This window comes from Sinobaca sp. TMA16-18 (genome assembly GCF_059510535.1).
In genome coordinates, this window is sequence record NZ_JCAKFM010000001.1 from 374,316 (window position 1) to 390,000 (window position 15,685).

The window sequence follows — 15,685 nt, forward strand, 5'->3', positions numbered from 1 at the left end:
ACCCCTCCTGTAATTATTATTCTCCATTCAGCCATCGACAAAATACAGCTGTGGATATTTTAATTCGCCTTCCAATTCTTATTACATGAAATTTATCAGAGTTAACCAATTCATATGCTTGCCTCCTTCCGATGCCGAGTATATTTTGTATATCGTTAACATCCAATGTATCGCCAAATCTTTCGTAAATGGATTCAAAATTATTCATGAGGTTCTCCTTTCGGAATTTTATTCCAAATATTCTGTTTCTTCTTCCATTCAAGACGCCTTTTATTTATTTTCTTTACCAAAGCATTAACTTCTTCAATTGTTTCTTCGTAATCTAAAGGCGTTAGCTCTATTGTTTCCAATAACGGAACATTTGAAAACTCAGAATTGGTGGATTCAATATTGACTTGTATGGTCATTTTATATGCAACATCCATTGGATCGAATGTTTTGTATTGATCTTCATTAATTTTTTCTTCTTGATTAAATTCGCATATTACGAAACTTCCTAGTCTCCCCTCATAATACTCGTCTAAAAAAACCTCCATTGAAACGCCCAAATATTCAGCAATTTTTTTCAGTTTTGGTAATTGCGGATTTTTAACAAATCCATTTTCTATTCTTCCAATGGTCGATTGCGATATTCCAGTTTTTTCGGCTACGCGATAAATAGTAAAAACTCCAGGATTAAGATCGTTCGCTTTTTCTCTGATCCATTTGATGCGTGAACCAATTTCTTTCCGCTTCAAATTTGTTAGATCCTCACTGCTCGTTAAATAACTATTCAATGTTTTCATATATAATTTCCCCTTTCGTCTTGATTTTATATTAGCATCGTTATACCATTAATGCAAGTAATATTAAAAATTAGTTCCATTAAGTTAACCAACTGTTTTTTTGACAATTTGCAATTATATAAAACCCCCCCTATTTTGACGCTTACATCTCTCTGTTAAAAAAGAAAACTACTGTATTAAGATGAGCGTCAATACAGGGGGGGATTACGAGGAGGAGCTATTGTAATGGACAGAGCAAAATTAAATCATGAGCAGTATCTAAATTTTACTGGGTGGAGCGCATCCAATTACATCAATAAGACTCAGACTGACAGAACGCAGAAACTAATCAATATGGGAGTCAGCAACGTGCAAATAAGCGGTCGTGGGCGGCGTGCTGAGTTCGACATACTATTAACAGAAGAATTTTGGAATATGCTGCTTATCCCTGATATATCATATTCAGTAATTGGAGCGGATTACTTGAATTACTATGTGTATGGCTATGACTCATACAGAAACGAAAAAGGTACAATTATCAAATTTGATTCTGAAATTTGCACAGAGATATCTGATAAGTATGAGTTACCGTATGAGAAGGTCAAAACTACTTGTACTAGAATAAAAAGGCACCTGAGGACGCATGATTATGTAATGGAGGGAAAATACTCCCGCTCGAAAACACATCGCGTGAAAAAAAGCTACGATAATGAGTGGCTCAATGATAAAGAAGCTCTATTATATGATGCACTTGCTAGAAAGGCGTGGCGGAAATTCATTAACAATAAATTGAAAGCATATCGCCAGATTGATCCCAATGCTCAATCCCTTCCTCCCTCTATATTTCGAAAAGATATCGTCAATTTTTACCGCTTCGTAATCAGAAAAGAATTAAATATCTACAACTATAAAATAGCTTACAAAAATCAATTAACAGATAATTGGACAGCAGATATTGAATATGCAAAAAAGATATTTTTCGAAACTTATAATTTGAAATACGTGCTTAATGAAATACAAATTAGGCAAAGCAACAATCGCAAAACAAAAATAGAAAGAATGGAAAAGGAAAAAATTCACAGCAAAGAGAAAACAACAGTATTGGAAGAACCACAGATGGAGGATCGAACCGAAATACTCGAAAGAGTAAAAGAGATAGAAAAGGAGCCTCCTTATTCAATTAAGCCAGAATACAATCTTGACCTTATAATTGAAGAGTATAACGATGTGTTTTCTGATGATTAGAGTAATGAGATGTTTTTTGCTAAATGTGGACCGATTTAAAGGATCAAATTAACAAAAAGGATTGATTGCCTATTACCCACAGAGCACATGTACGATAATGTTAAAAACAGCACCTCGTCGCCTTTCATTATATATACGCTTATATAGAGCCTTTTTCATCTTTTTTTATTTTTTGTGGTGTATTACAAGAAAATTTCAATTATTAATAAGCAAATAAATTTTTTGCTCAAACTATATAATTAGTAAAAGGGGGGTGGGCACGTTCAAAATCTGCCTATTATTATGTGTATATATAATGTGTGGTTGATTTTTTCACGAAAAAAAAACACGCTATAGTTTCCCTTTATTTCCCAATTATATTTAAACAGCAAAAAAACCCAGAAGAACTGGGTTCAATAGTATATTTTTGCCGAAGGCTTTATGCTAAATTTTTCAATTAATTTAGTTCTGCTAATAAATCGTCTAATTTCTTGAAAGATTTCGCTTTCACTCCACCTTTAAACTTTTTTATTAAGGTATAACCGCTACTGTTTCCAGTTTTTGTCCAAGCTTCTCCGCTTCTAATATATTGCCCGTCTAGGATAAAGGCTATATTAACGCCCATATCTCTTATATCTAACATTTTAGTTGTTAAAGCTCCTTCAATAAGATGCTTCCCTTTCGGATCAATAGCCCATACTTTGCCTTCTTTCCACAATAGAAAGTCTGGTCTAAAATGTCTGCTCTCTGATCCATAAACTGGGATGGGTATATTATATCCTTTATCGCTACTAGGATTGCGACACCAAGTAAGTCCAGTATTATCTAATGCTGTAGCTACTGAAATTTCGAATGGATTCAGAGCATTGTATTCACTATGAACAGCATTTTTAAATCTTCTTACTTTATACTTTTCTTCTTTGGCAATACCTACTCCTTTTATATCTGGAGAGATTAATCTAAAGCCAGGAACTTCATAAGGCTCATCAATTCCCTCTAATGAAACTAGATCAATTTTTTCTTCCAATTCGTTTTTAATATTTCTTACAGCTGATTCTAATTGAGTAATAGCCGATGATCCCCATTGTATTTCCTGTAACATAGCAGGCTTATACTTTAGATCATTTGTAAAAATTGTACCCGATGAATCTATTATTCTAGTGTCAATTCGTTGTAGTCTTGTCTTCAAAAATTCCCATGCACTTATACTATCGTTTTCAGCCATTTCAATTTCTGACCTCATCGATTCGTCTTCTCCATGAGCTACATTGTACACTCGTGTGGTAACTTTCCCTGACGCGACTCTTTCAGAATTATCTAGTAGCTTAACCTCGTTAAGCACTATTTTATTATTTTCTTCTGGGTTTCCTCTTGTTATATTTATCGTTGGAATAGTCGCTTTAATTCGTACTGGTGATTCTACACTTGGTGGAATTAACTGATCTTTCTTCGTTCTTAAAACCTCGTACCCTTCTACTTCTAATTCTCGTTGTGTATCTTCCAGTACTCTAGAAAAAGCATCATCAGGCAGATTAAAATAAAAATATGCTGCATTCAAATCAGGATCATCAAATTCTTTAGCGTTAGGCTGTCTAATAAAACGACCAATTTTTTGCACTATATCATTATTTGATCTGCCGCGATCATCAATATATGCAATATATGCAAATGGTTCATCCCATCCTTCTCTTAACGTTAAATTCCAAATTAGATGTGTATACCCGTGTTTTTTAAGAATCTCTGGAGATCTGTCTTCAGGTTTTTTTCCTGAATATGTATCAATCATTCCTTCATATTTATCTCGATCTATTTGTTCATTTGCTGTTTCTTTTGCACCATTGAGATGCACTGCTATTTTATTTTTTGGAACATTCATTTCAACTAGATGCTTCCATATGTCTAAGCCTCTTTTAGTGCTATTCACAATAAAGCATGCTATTGGTTTATTTCCTGTTTTTTTAAGCTTAGAATTCAAGTTCATATAATTAGACTGTGTTTCTTTTATTGCATCGCTAACAGTAGTATCACATTCAGTAAAGTAGATACGTTTTTTTAATAGGCCAGCTTTCACTACCCACTTAGTAGGTATAGTTGCTGTTCTTGCTTTTAAAGAAATTTCTTTTGATTCTCTGGTTTCGCCATTCAATAGATAAATTAAATCCTCAGGAAATTCACTAGCAGAAGCCATAATAAAAGCAGTTGGATTTATTTCTGAAAGCCTATGAAATTGACTTTCTGTAGCACCATGGCCTTCATCGTAAAAAACATAAAGTTTTCTCGATCTAGATTCTATTCCTTCTTTATACTTTGATAGCATTTCCCATCTAGATAAACTCCCATAAATATCTCTTTGATGAATTTTTAAATTGTCGCCTTTTTGATTAAAAGAAGCTACTGTAGACAACAGTATTGTTATCCCTTTTTCTTTAACCAGAATGCTTTCCCAATCACTCAAACTCATGTCGCTTAACATATATACATCGGTATCCTCAGGTAATAACTCTGAATACTTCCCTCCAGGCTTTAGGTTGTTGTAAGTCTGCGAAACAACCGCACCTCGTTGAGTCGTCCACAATACTATTCCCGTTTTTAATTCGTTAGCTGTTTTTGCTAAAACGGGAGTTTTCCCTGCTCCAGTGATTGCTTTTAATCTACAAACAAATGGTTCCAATTCTCCAGTTGATCTATTGTAAACAGCTTCGTATTTATCGGATGGATAACTTACTACCATAGTAGATAACTCACTGGCAGCTTTGACTTGGAAAGTTTTTAAATCATTTTGTTTAAGTATCATATATCCGTCTCCTTTTCGTGATCTTCGGTGTCTATACCTAACCTTATTAGAATGGCATCAGGAATTTGATGAAACTTATAAATATGTTCTGTCGCAGGCCCTTCATTAGAAGCTGCGTAGATATGAATTGGTTTAAGACATTTTTGTTCATTTGCTTCTTTTATAACCGTTTTCAATACGTCCACTGTAAGTTTACTTCCTTCTTTTCCCGATTCCCATACAAGAGCGATACCGAAGTTCGATAAAGTTCTGCCAATTAGATATCTATAGCCATTGACTCTACAATCAATCCTATTCGATTCTTCATCAGCTACTTGTAAAATTATATCTGCAAGGTTTTCTCTATCAGATGCTAATATATCGGATTTTGTTATAGCTTTGTCGGCATTGTAAAAAGTAAATCCTGTATTATACGTTTCATGCTCTTTTTCATCTTCCCATTTTCCCGTTATTACTCGCCGAATTCTTTCTGCAGTTATCTCGTTAGTATAATCTTTTTGATTTACTATAGATTTATTGCCTACATATCCACCTTCGATTAGTATAAACTTTCTATTTCCTTTATCTTCTTCATTGAGTTCGATAACCGCTTGACCTGTAGTTCCTGATCCAGCGTAAGGATCTAATATAATACTGTTTTGATCATTCCACGTAACTAAATTAATTAACTTTTTTAAAATTGTATGATCTTTAGGATGTTTAAATGCTTTCTCTTTACCAAACATTTTTTTAATCATCATAACTGAACTTCTAGCGTCTTTATCGATAATTGAGGTAAAAACTTCTTTATCTCTTCCTTCTAGTAAATATTTCTTTATCATTGGCATTCCTTTATCGACTTGCTTCCAAATAATACGATCTTCATCTACTAATCTTTTCATATCTTCCGATTTAGAATAGACCCATCCTTTTGGAGGAACTTTAACAGGTTTTTTTGTTTTAGGATGCAAAACATCATATTCTGGACCGCCACCGCCTGGCCATGAAGGATCGTCTTCTTTAAATGGTCCAATTTCATCGCTTTTGTTATCGACTCCAACATATTGTTTTACTGACCATAATGGATGATCTTTTTTTATTCCTTTTACAAATTGCTTTAATCCCTTTGTAATCGCTATGTAATCATTCTCGTGTGCTTCTCTTAAACGCCAGTATTCTGATAGAAGCATATCAGTACCTGCTTTGTCAGTTCTCCACTTTCCTTTTTGTTTTACAAGACTATCTAATTCATTAATGTTTCTGGCCCAAACCAACATATATTCATGTCCTTCTGAAAAATACGTTGCATCGTTCTTCCTGGACCTTTGCCAAATCAAAGTACCCAATCTATTTTTAGCACCAAATATTTCTTCCATTAAAATCCACAACCTTGGCAGTTCATGTTCATCTATTGAAACAATAATAATACCTGTTTGTTTCATCAGTTTTTTAGCAGCCCATAAACGTGGAGCTATGTGGTTTATCCATTTTGTATGCCTGCTAGGGTCGTCCAAAGATACAATTTCATAGCTTCTTCCTTTTTGTTTTCTATTGTTTTGAACTTCCTTTTTTGAAAGCATGAAATTATCATTATAAGGAATACCATCACTACCAGTGTTGTATGGCGGGTCCATATATATTACATCGGTTCTGCCTCTATAATCTTTTAATAATGAAGCCATCACTGATAAATTATCTCCATCAATAATTTGATGCGGTCCTTCATTTGGTTTGTAGGATTTTTCTGGTAACGGCTTTAAATTCACTGGTAAAGCTTTCTCAGCAAGAAACCTTTGTCTTCCTTTCCATTCTAAATTGCTATCAAAACTCGAATCCTCTGTTGATATATTATTGAATGCTTTATTCAAATTCAATTCTTCTTCTGTTTCAATGATTAATCTAATTAATTCTTCTTTTGACAAATCCTGATACTTTTCCAATCTATTACCTCCAAAATGCTCATTTACAATCTTTTATATTTTATCATAAATTATACCATTATTTGTTCTACTCATATCCTTACTTGTAAATGCAGCTAAACAAATATAAAAAAGGACACATTAACTGTGCCCTCATGTTCGTACTTTTCAGTATTTTTCGCTGTTTAAAAATCCGTTTACCTTTTCCAAAACTTTTTTGGTTAAGTTCGTTTCACCTTTTTCGACTTTCGATATTGAACTAACGCTCAATCCGATAAGCTCCGATAAATCTTTTTGAGTCAACATCTCTGCATTCCTTTTTTCGAACAACAGTTCAGAGATTGGCAAAGTTGGCGGGAAATCGCGAAGTTCATCTTTATGAGGGCGATATTCATCATGATAGATTTCAAATTCATGTATCCCTTTCTTATTATGCTTTCTATCTAAAAATTCATCAATTCCCATGATGTCTATCAATTCTTCATCTGAGACATGATCTGGTATTCTACCCCTATTCTGTAGCATAATGTATCCCTCCTGATTTGATAATTTGAATGGTCACTTATTGGTCACATACCTTTGATAACTTTAGGAAATCAAAGTGTATTAAAGGCACATGAAATCCTCTTTCATACTGACAAGAGAGGATATCCAATCATTATCGGAAATTGCAGGATACATTCAATTAGAATTGACAGGGTGGAGGTCACTGGTTCGAGCCCAGTACGGGGCACCATAACACAAACGCTACAAGCCTTCGTATAGAGGGCTTTTTTTATGTCTAAAACCAATACAGTGGATGAATTTTTGACTGATACAGCCTAACTGGGGGGAATCGTGGAGAAATCTTGTGAAATTATCACAATGTATACTTCTTTCATATGTATACAATCAATCCGATAAAGAATTATTACTTTTTTGTAATTCTTGTATATGTTTCTTTTTGTAAGAATCCGATATCGAAATATATTAGATCTAAAAAAACAGGGAATAATCCATGTATAAGATGGAATCCTATAGAAATGCTGGAACAACCGTCCTATAATAAACTTATACAGAATTAAAAACTACCTTTTCCGACAATCTGGCTCGATGAACATGCCATCCCTTTCTATTTTTATTAGTTGAATGGCTAATAAGCATAATGCCGATCCATTAAATTTACAGGGAGGTTGTTAACATGGCTTTGACTCCAACCATTACCAACCCTCGCAGCGGCCAAAGGATGATTTTCCGTAAAACTGCAGAAGACACTAACGGAGCTTTTCTCGAAATTGAATCATTTAATCCACCTTCCGATATAAAAGAGCCGGAACATATTCATCCTAAACAAGAAAGTTCCACAGAAGTCCTTTCCGGATTTCTGCATTTTTCAATTGATGGAAAAATTCGTGTCGTCGGACCAGGGGAAAAAATAATAATTCCTCCTGGGGTACCACATTTCTTTTGGAATGATGGTCCACTCGAAGCCCATGCGATTAACTATTTTTTCCCAGCGCAAACTATTGATCGTTTTTTTAAGTCGTATTTTGCATTAGCACAAGCCGGAAAGCTAAATAACAAAGGTATTCCGTCTCTGCTGCCCCTAGCCCGTTTAGGGTTAAGGCATCAAAATGATATCCGTATTCTGAAACCGCCCTGGATGATTCAAAAAATTTTCTATTTAATACTTGCACTTATTGGGAAAATTTTTGGCAATTCGAAGGAGTATGAGTTGTAACATTTTTACGGCATCCATTTGACCCAATTTCATCATTCGTTTTCCTTCCAACGTATACTTCCAAAAAAATATGGTCACTTCATTGTTGGATTACTTTTATTTTTTTCAATAGAAGACTTTTCTTTCGCTGTTACTGGGGCAAAATTATATAATCATTCAAACCCTTCCGGGAGGAAGGGTTTGTCTTATGCTTTAGAAAATCTTCGTTGTCATTCTTATAAAGCTTTCGTTTATATTTGTAATACGGTGTCCGCTGTTAATCAGACATAAAGTTAATTCATTGCTTCTCTCAATTCTTCTGTCATCTCCTCCACTAATTCGGGCCTTCCATGAAATTGTGCAGGTGTATTTTGAAATAATTCTATTTTCCATTTCTCTCCTTCGTGTACTAAAACGAGAGTATGGTACGTATTTACATCTGATTTAATATCAGTCTTACCAGGTGGAATCATCCCGGCAATGGCTCTTAAAATCACTGCTTGACCTCCAATGAATTTTACTTCCTTTACTTTATAAATATAAGGCGCCGTAGGATGGTCTTTAAAGATAGGCTTCAAGTGAGTAAGAATTTCTTCTTGGCCTTTGGACAGACTTCCATCAAACCCTATTATATTACCACTTTCAGTGAATAGATCCGCCATTTTTTCTGCATCACGATCGTTCCATGCTCTGATTAACTGTCCGTATACTTTCTTAACACCCGCCTCTTTATCCATAAATAACACTCCTTTTTCATGTAATAAAGCTCCTATTACACCGTCACTACACAGCTAAACCTTAAGAAGGACACTCTTGTAACTTTGGACACCTATTCCCATGTTTTCGATTATACATAATCATTTCTAAATGTTTATGATGATTTAAATAGTATAAAATAATATAGTAAATGAAATTATAAGAAAAGTTCTTATCCATATAAAAACCCCTTCAACAGAAGGGGGTTTATAGTCGCTTTTATATATTCTGTTCTTCCAAAGCCTGCTCGATATGTTCTTGAAGCGCAGAGGCCATTGTTTTATGCTTTTTAATATGTTGTTTTGCTTATTAGTTCAATTTTCACTGCATTCCCTCTCCGCCATAAAGTAAGCCCGGTTTAATAACTGGAAGCTGATGCTGTCGTAGTAGCTGTTCTTCCAGGCAGCAGAAGACAGCTCCCCATCATGGCAGGGAGAAACCGGCTGGTAAAAATACTGGGCTTCATACGTTGTCAAAAAAGCATGCAGACCACTATACAGCTTCTGAAAAGACGTTATGTCATGCCTTGGATCACGGAACTGCTGATTAATTTCTATCTGTACAGCCGGCACCTGCAGCTCTTTATAGGCATAATTTGTAATCGTTAACGGACTTTCGGCGGTGAACGTATGATTTTCTTTTATATCTTTTACTCCCGCTTCGTTCATAGAGGCCCGCAGATGCCCCATCACCTGGCGGCTTATGCTTTCCCCGCCCATCGTACCAATATCTAAATCAAAATTCCGTTCTCCGGAAGCTCCGTGCAGATCGATAACCATTTCTACAGCATGGCTGTTCACAACATCCGCCAGCCTCTTTTTAAAGGCGCTATTTATATTGTCATGTGGATCGTCGGTCATGCTGGAGCTGTAAACAATATGGGCACCGGTTTCTTCATGAAGCCATTTGGCCAGAGCGCCTGTATAAATCTCTGCATCTTTAGGGGAACCTCCGCGGATATGTTTGACCGCGTGCGGTACTGTAATAACAAAAGGAGACGTTCCTTCTATATAAACAACCGGTTCTCCGCTTCCTTCATATTGATTTTCGGCAAATTCCTGCTCCCTATCAATAGTAGATTCCTTAAATGCATCTACTGCTTCTGCCGGCTGGGCGTTCATAAATAAAAACGGCAGCACGAGATACGTTATTGATTTCATTGTGACACGACCTTCTCTGGAATATATCGTTTGCTGCAGTGAAACAACCTTGGAAATTTTTAAAAAGAAGACATACCTGTAGCTTCCTGAAAACGGTACAGCCAGTATTTCCAGGCCGTATCCTCTGCATGTTCTTCGTACTCATCTGTATAAAGAGCACCTTCGTTATTCCATATTTTCTGAAAGTACTCTTCCACTTCTATCAGAAGCGGCTCATCCACTGATCCCCGGAGCACTATATTTGTCTCCAAATTAAAATCATCCAGATTACGTCTTGTAAGGTTGGAAGACCCACCATTTATAACAGCATTTTCTTCATTTTCGATATACGTCATTTTTGCATGGTACTGCTCCCCGTGGGTCCGGTACCATTTTACCTGCACATGCTCCGAACTGTTTACTAATTCATCTGCTGCCGGCCTGTTGGGGATGCCTATCTTTTCCCGGCCAAAGGCATCTTGATTAATATCCAGTATGAGCCGGACGTTCACTTCACGCTGCCCGGCATCTTTAAGCGCCTCGATAACGTCCCGGTCCGATAAATAAAACATTCCCATCCAGACGTTATCACCGGCCTGTGCAGCAGATATGTCATCAAGCAGCTGCTTTTTTATTTCTTTTTCCGTAACTAAATGCCCGTGAATCCCGCCTTCCGCTTCTGCAGGTTCTATCCGGTTGACCAAATCTTCAAACAGAGCGGGATCGACTCCGGACATTTCCGCTGCTGCCTGCTCCGTTTTTAACAACTCTTCCACCATCTCCCCTTGAAAAGTAAAGGCGGTATTGGAATGATGAGCACTTGCATCATGCGGGTTGGCAGATGTAACGAGTGCTTCCTGTTCGGTAATGACCGTCTTGCGGTGGTTTGCTTTAAAATTTAGTAAATCTAAATAAGAGCGCAGTGTCACAGAATCCGCTGTATCAGAAAATGGACTCGGAAGCCATCCTCCTTCAGGCGTGCCGAACCATTGCAGGGCCGTCCGCCATAAACCGCTGTATATCGGATTGGAATCCCGCAGCGGCTTCATATCGGTCCATATGATTTCAATTCCCGCCTCTTCCATCTGTTGGATATGCCCGGGCGTTCTTGAGCCGTATACACTATTTATACGATCTGTTATAAAAAACACAGGCATATCAGGCCTTGCTTCTTTTTTTTGTATCAATTCATCCGCGAGTTTCTGTGAAAGCTCCGGAAATTCAAGGCCGCCTGGGTATTCATCATTAAACAAAAACATGTCCATAACGATAAAATCATCGGCCTCTTCAATCATTTGAAAAATAGTATCAAATATAACCTGGTCTCTTTGAACAGAGTCTTCCTCTTCATATGTAAGATCAAACAGAAATTCTGACTGTATACCTGTATGCTCTTTTCCTTTGTAGGAAATGCCTTCAGGCAGCGGTTTATATAAATGATAGATCATTACGGCCCCGTAGACTGCAAGAAGCACGCCGACTATTTTAGCGGCCTGGTATCGTTTTAAAGGTTTTTGTTCCAGTCTTTTTGTTAACACAGCGTATCCCTCCTATTTCCATTTATGTGACAGGAGCGTCTGCAGGGCTTGTTCCTTTTTCCTTCCCAATGTAAATTGAACTCGTAACTTTGTCCCGCTTTTGCTAAAATAGAGAAGTATGCTGCTATAGCGTGCCCATCTCGTTTCTTATTTCCCCTATATGCAGTACAGCAACCATGGAGGTGTCATTCTTGTATATTGAAATTAAAACGTTTGAAGACTTTAAAACATATATTAGAGAAGCTAAGGATGTAGACGCTAAAGGTCTTATTCTTCTTCATTTAGTAGATGCAAGAGGGTCTAACATTCTTGACTTTGATGAGGAATCGGATATGTTTAACCGCCAGAAAAAATTCACCCTGTTATTTCAAAGTGATATCGGCGCTGTATTCTGGTCCGGTCTTCTTAAACCGGAAACAACGCGGGATGAAATTTACCGCGAGATTGGCATTCTGGAATCTTACTATAAAGTCGTCCAGGCTAAAAAACTATCAATGAAATCAGACATACGGGCGGGGAATTTTTCTTTATACTAATTGTTTCAAAAAGAGACCGCCACGGCAGTCTCTTTTTTTTATTGTTCATACGAATCCACTGCTTCTTTGATAAGCTCCCACAAAGCCTCCGGCTGAAGAGTTCTGGCAAACCAGGCATTCGGCTTTCTTCCGGTAACATGCAGCAGGTCAATCACAGTAGCGCCGTATGTATATTCGCCGGCTGTTTCAATGCCAACGTGGACATGCTCCATTGTAAACATCTCCGGATCAATTAAATAAGCGACCGTGCAGACGTCATGAAGCGGTGCCCCTTTCATTTGAAATGTGCTGTTGTAGGCTTCCATAAAAAAATCCAGCATATCGAACACAAATCGGCCGGTCGGATGACGGCGGCTGCTTATATACTGCTGAATCTCCGATGTAATTAGTGCCTGATGCGTCACATCCAGACCAAATACAGCGATAGAAACGCCGCTTTCAAAAACGACTTTCGCTGCTTCTGCATCAGCATATATATTAAATTCAGCTGTAGGAGTCCAATTGCCGAAAGTACCGCCTCCCATTAATACAATTTCTTCTATATTGCCCGCAATAGAAGGTTCTTTTATAAGCGCAAGCGCAATATTCGTGAGCGGTCCGGTAGGAACAAGCGTTATAGGCGTCTTTGACTGCTGCACAATATGTATAATCGCATCTGATGCATGCTCTTTTTCAATGGTTTTTTTCGGGTGGTCCAGAAGCTCAGGGCCGTCCAGACCCGATTCACCGTGGATGGTTTCCGCAGCCTCCGGCGTGCGGAAAAGCGGTCTGGAGGCTCCTTTATACACCGGCACATGACTAAGCCCAATCAAGTCGCAGATACGCCGGGCATTAGTTGTTGTTTTGTCTACTGAAACATTTCCGGAGACAGTAGTAATCGCCTGAATATCAAGCACCGGGGAGGCAGCCGCCACAATGAGAGCCATTGCGTCATCATGCCCCGGATCCATATCCATAATAATTTTTCTTGAGCTTTTCATACTAATCACCTCATTTTGTGACTCTATTATATCTTTTTTATGACATTTTTCGAAACTTTTTCTAAATATAAGAAAATTTCTTATTTGATTTCTGCATATACGCTATAATATAGGGATATATTTATATCATTACAGTGATGCAGTAACTTCCTTATAGAAAGTTCGGGTGATGACATGAGCAGATTAACGACTTACATGATTATAGCATTTATTATTCTCATTATTATAGGTCTTGGAACGTTCCTTTTGATGAATTAAATACAATATAAAAAGCTTCCGCCTTAAGGTGGAAGCTTTTTCTTTATCAGCATCAAGATGCTTTTTATAAAAAAGGCAGTCCCTCTCTTATCAGCATCCATGTTCCCGCGATAAAGCACACCGTTCCCTGCCCAAAAAAGAAAAACCCCCAAAAAGAAGCCGGGATTCTGGTAGCTTTTTCAAGAAGAACGGCATCTCCGGAAGCTGCAGCATGATATCTGCTCATTTTCCATACAAATAAACTCGATAAAAAAGCCTGAACAAGAAGTGTAGCGCCAATAATGTACAGCAGATAAACGCTCGCTTCATACGCCTGATTCACATACAAAACGCCAATTAATAAAAATACACTAACAAGCCAAAGGATGCCAACTATGTTCTTTACAAGAAACATGATATTGTAGAGAAGCAGTAAACACAGTGCAATCATCATCGGTGTGTACCACTGCATCATTAAAGCGTAAATGTACAGGACACTCACTACAGAAGCAAATACATACCCTGCCACGATTGTAAGCACGGCTCCTACTTTCCCCTGGTGGCTCGTCAAAGCCAGGCCGCTGCGGTTGTAAAACAACGAGACAGCATGGGCTCTGCCGCCCGTCCATTTGGCTGCTGCCACATGGCCGTTTTCATGGATCAATGTATGAAATAATGATAAAAAGGAACCAAGAACAGGGAGACGCAGCAGCATCGCTGTGAATCCGAGCAGAAATAATACGAGCATTCCTTCATACATAAGCGGCCCTCTCTTCTATTTTTTTCTATATGAAAAAGCTCCCTAAACGATTAGGGAACTTTTAAGTATGATATTATTCATGATGTCATTATACATAATTTTATATCATTTAGATAAACGATAGGATGATACTAATTACTACTACAAGTCCAACAATCATTAAAATCGTTCTAATCATATTCTTCACCCCTTCTATAATAGGCACTATTAACGTATTCCCTATTAGTCAGCCCTTTAAAACCCTTATTGCTGATTTTGTCGAATAATTATCATCAATGCGTTTATTTTTTAATACAGCAGGAGGAGAAAGCCATTATGGGCCGTTTTTTTCACTTTATGAAAACACTGATTCAGGAAATAATAAATGACCGGGCTGCAGGCCTTGCCGCCCAGCAGGCTTTTTTCTATCTTTTGTCCTTATTTCCTATGATCATACTTGTTTTATCTATTCTCCCTTACCTCAATCTTGATGTTGATCAGGTATTTGAACTACTTGGCAGTGCGCTCCCCGAATCTTTTTTACAGCTGATACAGGATAACGTTATTGATGTTATTACAACTCCTCAGGGAGGGCTGCTTACTTTTGGCATTATCGGCACGATATGGACAGCTTCGAACGGGGTAAATGCCTTTATGGAAGCCGCCAACACAGCCTTTAATTTAGAAGAAACCCGTTCTTTTATTATGATGCGCCTGCTTTCCATCGCGCTGACCCTTGCCTTGATTCTTGCGCTTGTGGTTACATTAGTATTGTCCGTATTCGGCAACTTGATTATTGAAACGCTGACCAACTGGCTCAATATTGAACAGGGTACCGCCTTACTGCTTAATGTGTTCAGATGGACGCTGTTAATTATTATTGTTTCCACCATGCTGTCTTTTCTTTACTACTTTGCCACGTCGATGCGTTTTCCGCTCCGCCACGTTATCCCCGGGGCGCTCGTAGCAACCATCCTGTGGCAGGGAGTCAGCTTCGGCTTCTCCATCTACATTTCGAATTTCGGAAACTTCTCGGCTACTTACGGCAGTCTCGGCGGTATCATCGTCTTAATGCTCTGGCTGTATTTAACCGGTTTTACATTTATTATAGGCGGCGAAGTGAACGCTATTCTGCACCGCCACAGCAAACTTTTCCGCTCCGAGCGTTCTTTTTCCTAGGAGCTCTCTTCCGCTATCCTCTGTTTAATGTCTTCCCGCGGATCCCAGCAGTTGAATTGGTAGTGCGGCTTTGTTTCAAATCCAAGCCGGATGCAGCTTTTCAGCGAAGGCTGCCCGGGCTTTTTTTCTATCCGGAACCATCTGCACGTAGCACAACAGTGATACTTTTGTTCAACATCCACAGGCCTCTTCCTTTCCCTGT

15 protein-coding genes are annotated in these 15,685 nt (G+C 37.9%); 4 read left to right on the forward strand and 11 right to left on the reverse strand.

Features of this window, described 5'->3' with window-relative positions; translation table 11 throughout:
- Positions 1-16: 16 nt before the first annotated feature.
- Positions 17-208, reverse strand: coding sequence for a helix-turn-helix domain-containing protein (locus AC5W14_RS01920; protein ID WP_496193566.1), 192 nt, complete (start codon positions 206-208; stop codon positions 17-19).
- Positions 201-785: a helix-turn-helix domain-containing protein gene (locus AC5W14_RS01925; protein WP_496193567.1), complete on the reverse strand. Its 585-nt coding sequence runs from the start codon at positions 783-785 to the stop codon at positions 201-203. Before AC5W14_RS01925 ends, AC5W14_RS01920 begins: the two co-directional genes overlap by 8 nt.
- Before the next feature lie 225 nt (positions 786-1,010).
- Here AC5W14_RS01925 and AC5W14_RS01930 point away from each other — a divergent pair, with 225 nt between their 5' ends.
- Positions 1,011-2,009 carry a hypothetical protein gene (locus tag AC5W14_RS01930; protein WP_496193568.1) on the forward strand — a complete coding sequence of 333 codons (999 nt, stop codon included), beginning with the start codon at positions 1,011-1,013 and terminating at the stop codon, positions 2,007-2,009.
- A gap of 436 nt (positions 2,010-2,445) precedes the next feature.
- Here the strand turns inward: AC5W14_RS01930 and AC5W14_RS01935 are convergent, their stop codons facing one another.
- The 3 genes from AC5W14_RS01935 to AC5W14_RS01945 all read right to left on the reverse strand — a co-directional run bounded on the left by AC5W14_RS01935 (position 2,446) and on the right by AC5W14_RS01945 (position 7,205).
- Entirely contained in the window at positions 2,446-4,782 is a 2,337-nt protein-coding gene (locus tag AC5W14_RS01935; RefSeq protein ID WP_496193569.1) for a DEAD/DEAH box helicase family protein, read from the reverse strand.
- Positions 4,779-6,701, reverse strand: coding sequence for a site-specific DNA-methyltransferase (locus tag AC5W14_RS01940; RefSeq protein WP_496193570.1), 1,923 nt, complete (start codon positions 6,699-6,701; stop codon positions 4,779-4,781). Before AC5W14_RS01940 ends, AC5W14_RS01935 begins: the two co-directional genes overlap by 4 nt.
- Before the next feature lie 147 nt (positions 6,702-6,848).
- A complete protein-coding gene (locus AC5W14_RS01945) occupies positions 6,849-7,205 on the reverse strand; it encodes a helix-turn-helix domain-containing protein (RefSeq protein ID WP_496193571.1) in 357 nt (118 codons plus the stop codon).
- 655 nt (positions 7,206-7,860) lie between these two features.
- On the opposite strand from AC5W14_RS01945, the gene AC5W14_RS01950 reads away from it, so the two are divergent.
- Complete coding sequence (locus AC5W14_RS01950) at positions 7,861-8,400, forward strand: cupin domain-containing protein (protein WP_496193572.1); 540 nt, start codon at positions 7,861-7,863, stop codon at positions 8,398-8,400.
- Positions 8,401-8,672: 272 nt separating this feature from the next.
- Here AC5W14_RS01950 and AC5W14_RS01955 read toward each other — a convergent pair whose 3' ends face one another.
- From AC5W14_RS01955 to AC5W14_RS01965, 3 genes are all read right to left on the reverse strand, one after another.
- Complete coding sequence (locus tag AC5W14_RS01955) at positions 8,673-9,116, reverse strand: SgcJ/EcaC family oxidoreductase (RefSeq protein WP_496193573.1); 444 nt, start codon at positions 9,114-9,116, stop codon at positions 8,673-8,675.
- 333 nt (positions 9,117-9,449) lie between these two features.
- Positions 9,450-10,295 carry an N-formylglutamate amidohydrolase gene (locus AC5W14_RS01960; RefSeq protein WP_496193574.1) on the reverse strand — a complete coding sequence of 282 codons (846 nt, stop codon included), beginning with the start codon at positions 10,293-10,295 and terminating at the stop codon, positions 9,450-9,452.
- Between the two features lie 59 nt (positions 10,296-10,354).
- A complete protein-coding gene (locus AC5W14_RS01965) occupies positions 10,355-11,812 on the reverse strand; it encodes a phospholipase D family protein (RefSeq protein WP_496193575.1) in 1,458 nt (485 codons plus the stop codon).
- Between the two features lie 191 nt (positions 11,813-12,003).
- Here AC5W14_RS01965 and AC5W14_RS01970 point away from each other — a divergent pair, with 191 nt between their 5' ends.
- Positions 12,004-12,348: a hypothetical protein gene (locus AC5W14_RS01970; protein WP_496059276.1), complete on the forward strand. Its 345-nt coding sequence runs from the start codon at positions 12,004-12,006 to the stop codon at positions 12,346-12,348.
- Positions 12,349-12,386: 38 nt separating this feature from the next.
- Here AC5W14_RS01970 and AC5W14_RS01975 read toward each other — a convergent pair whose 3' ends face one another.
- Together AC5W14_RS01975 and AC5W14_RS01980 are read right to left on the reverse strand one after the other, a co-directional pair.
- Entirely contained in the window at positions 12,387-13,328 is a 942-nt protein-coding gene (locus AC5W14_RS01975; protein ID WP_496193576.1) for a nucleoside hydrolase, read from the reverse strand.
- A gap of 322 nt (positions 13,329-13,650) precedes the next feature.
- Positions 13,651-14,313 carry a M50 family metallopeptidase gene (locus AC5W14_RS01980; RefSeq protein ID WP_496059274.1) on the reverse strand — a complete coding sequence of 221 codons (663 nt, stop codon included), beginning with the start codon at positions 14,311-14,313 and terminating at the stop codon, positions 13,651-13,653.
- A gap of 348 nt (positions 14,314-14,661) precedes the next feature.
- Here AC5W14_RS01980 and AC5W14_RS01985 point away from each other — a divergent pair, with 348 nt between their 5' ends.
- Positions 14,662-15,483: a YihY/virulence factor BrkB family protein gene (locus AC5W14_RS01985; RefSeq protein ID WP_496193577.1), complete on the forward strand. Its 822-nt coding sequence runs from the start codon at positions 14,662-14,664 to the stop codon at positions 15,481-15,483.
- Here AC5W14_RS01985 and AC5W14_RS01990 read toward each other — a convergent pair.
- Positions 15,480-15,665, reverse strand: coding sequence for a hypothetical protein (locus AC5W14_RS01990; protein ID WP_496193578.1), 186 nt, complete (start codon positions 15,663-15,665; stop codon positions 15,480-15,482). The genes AC5W14_RS01985 and AC5W14_RS01990 overlap by 4 nt on opposite strands.
- Between the last annotated feature and the right edge of the window lie 20 nt (positions 15,666-15,685).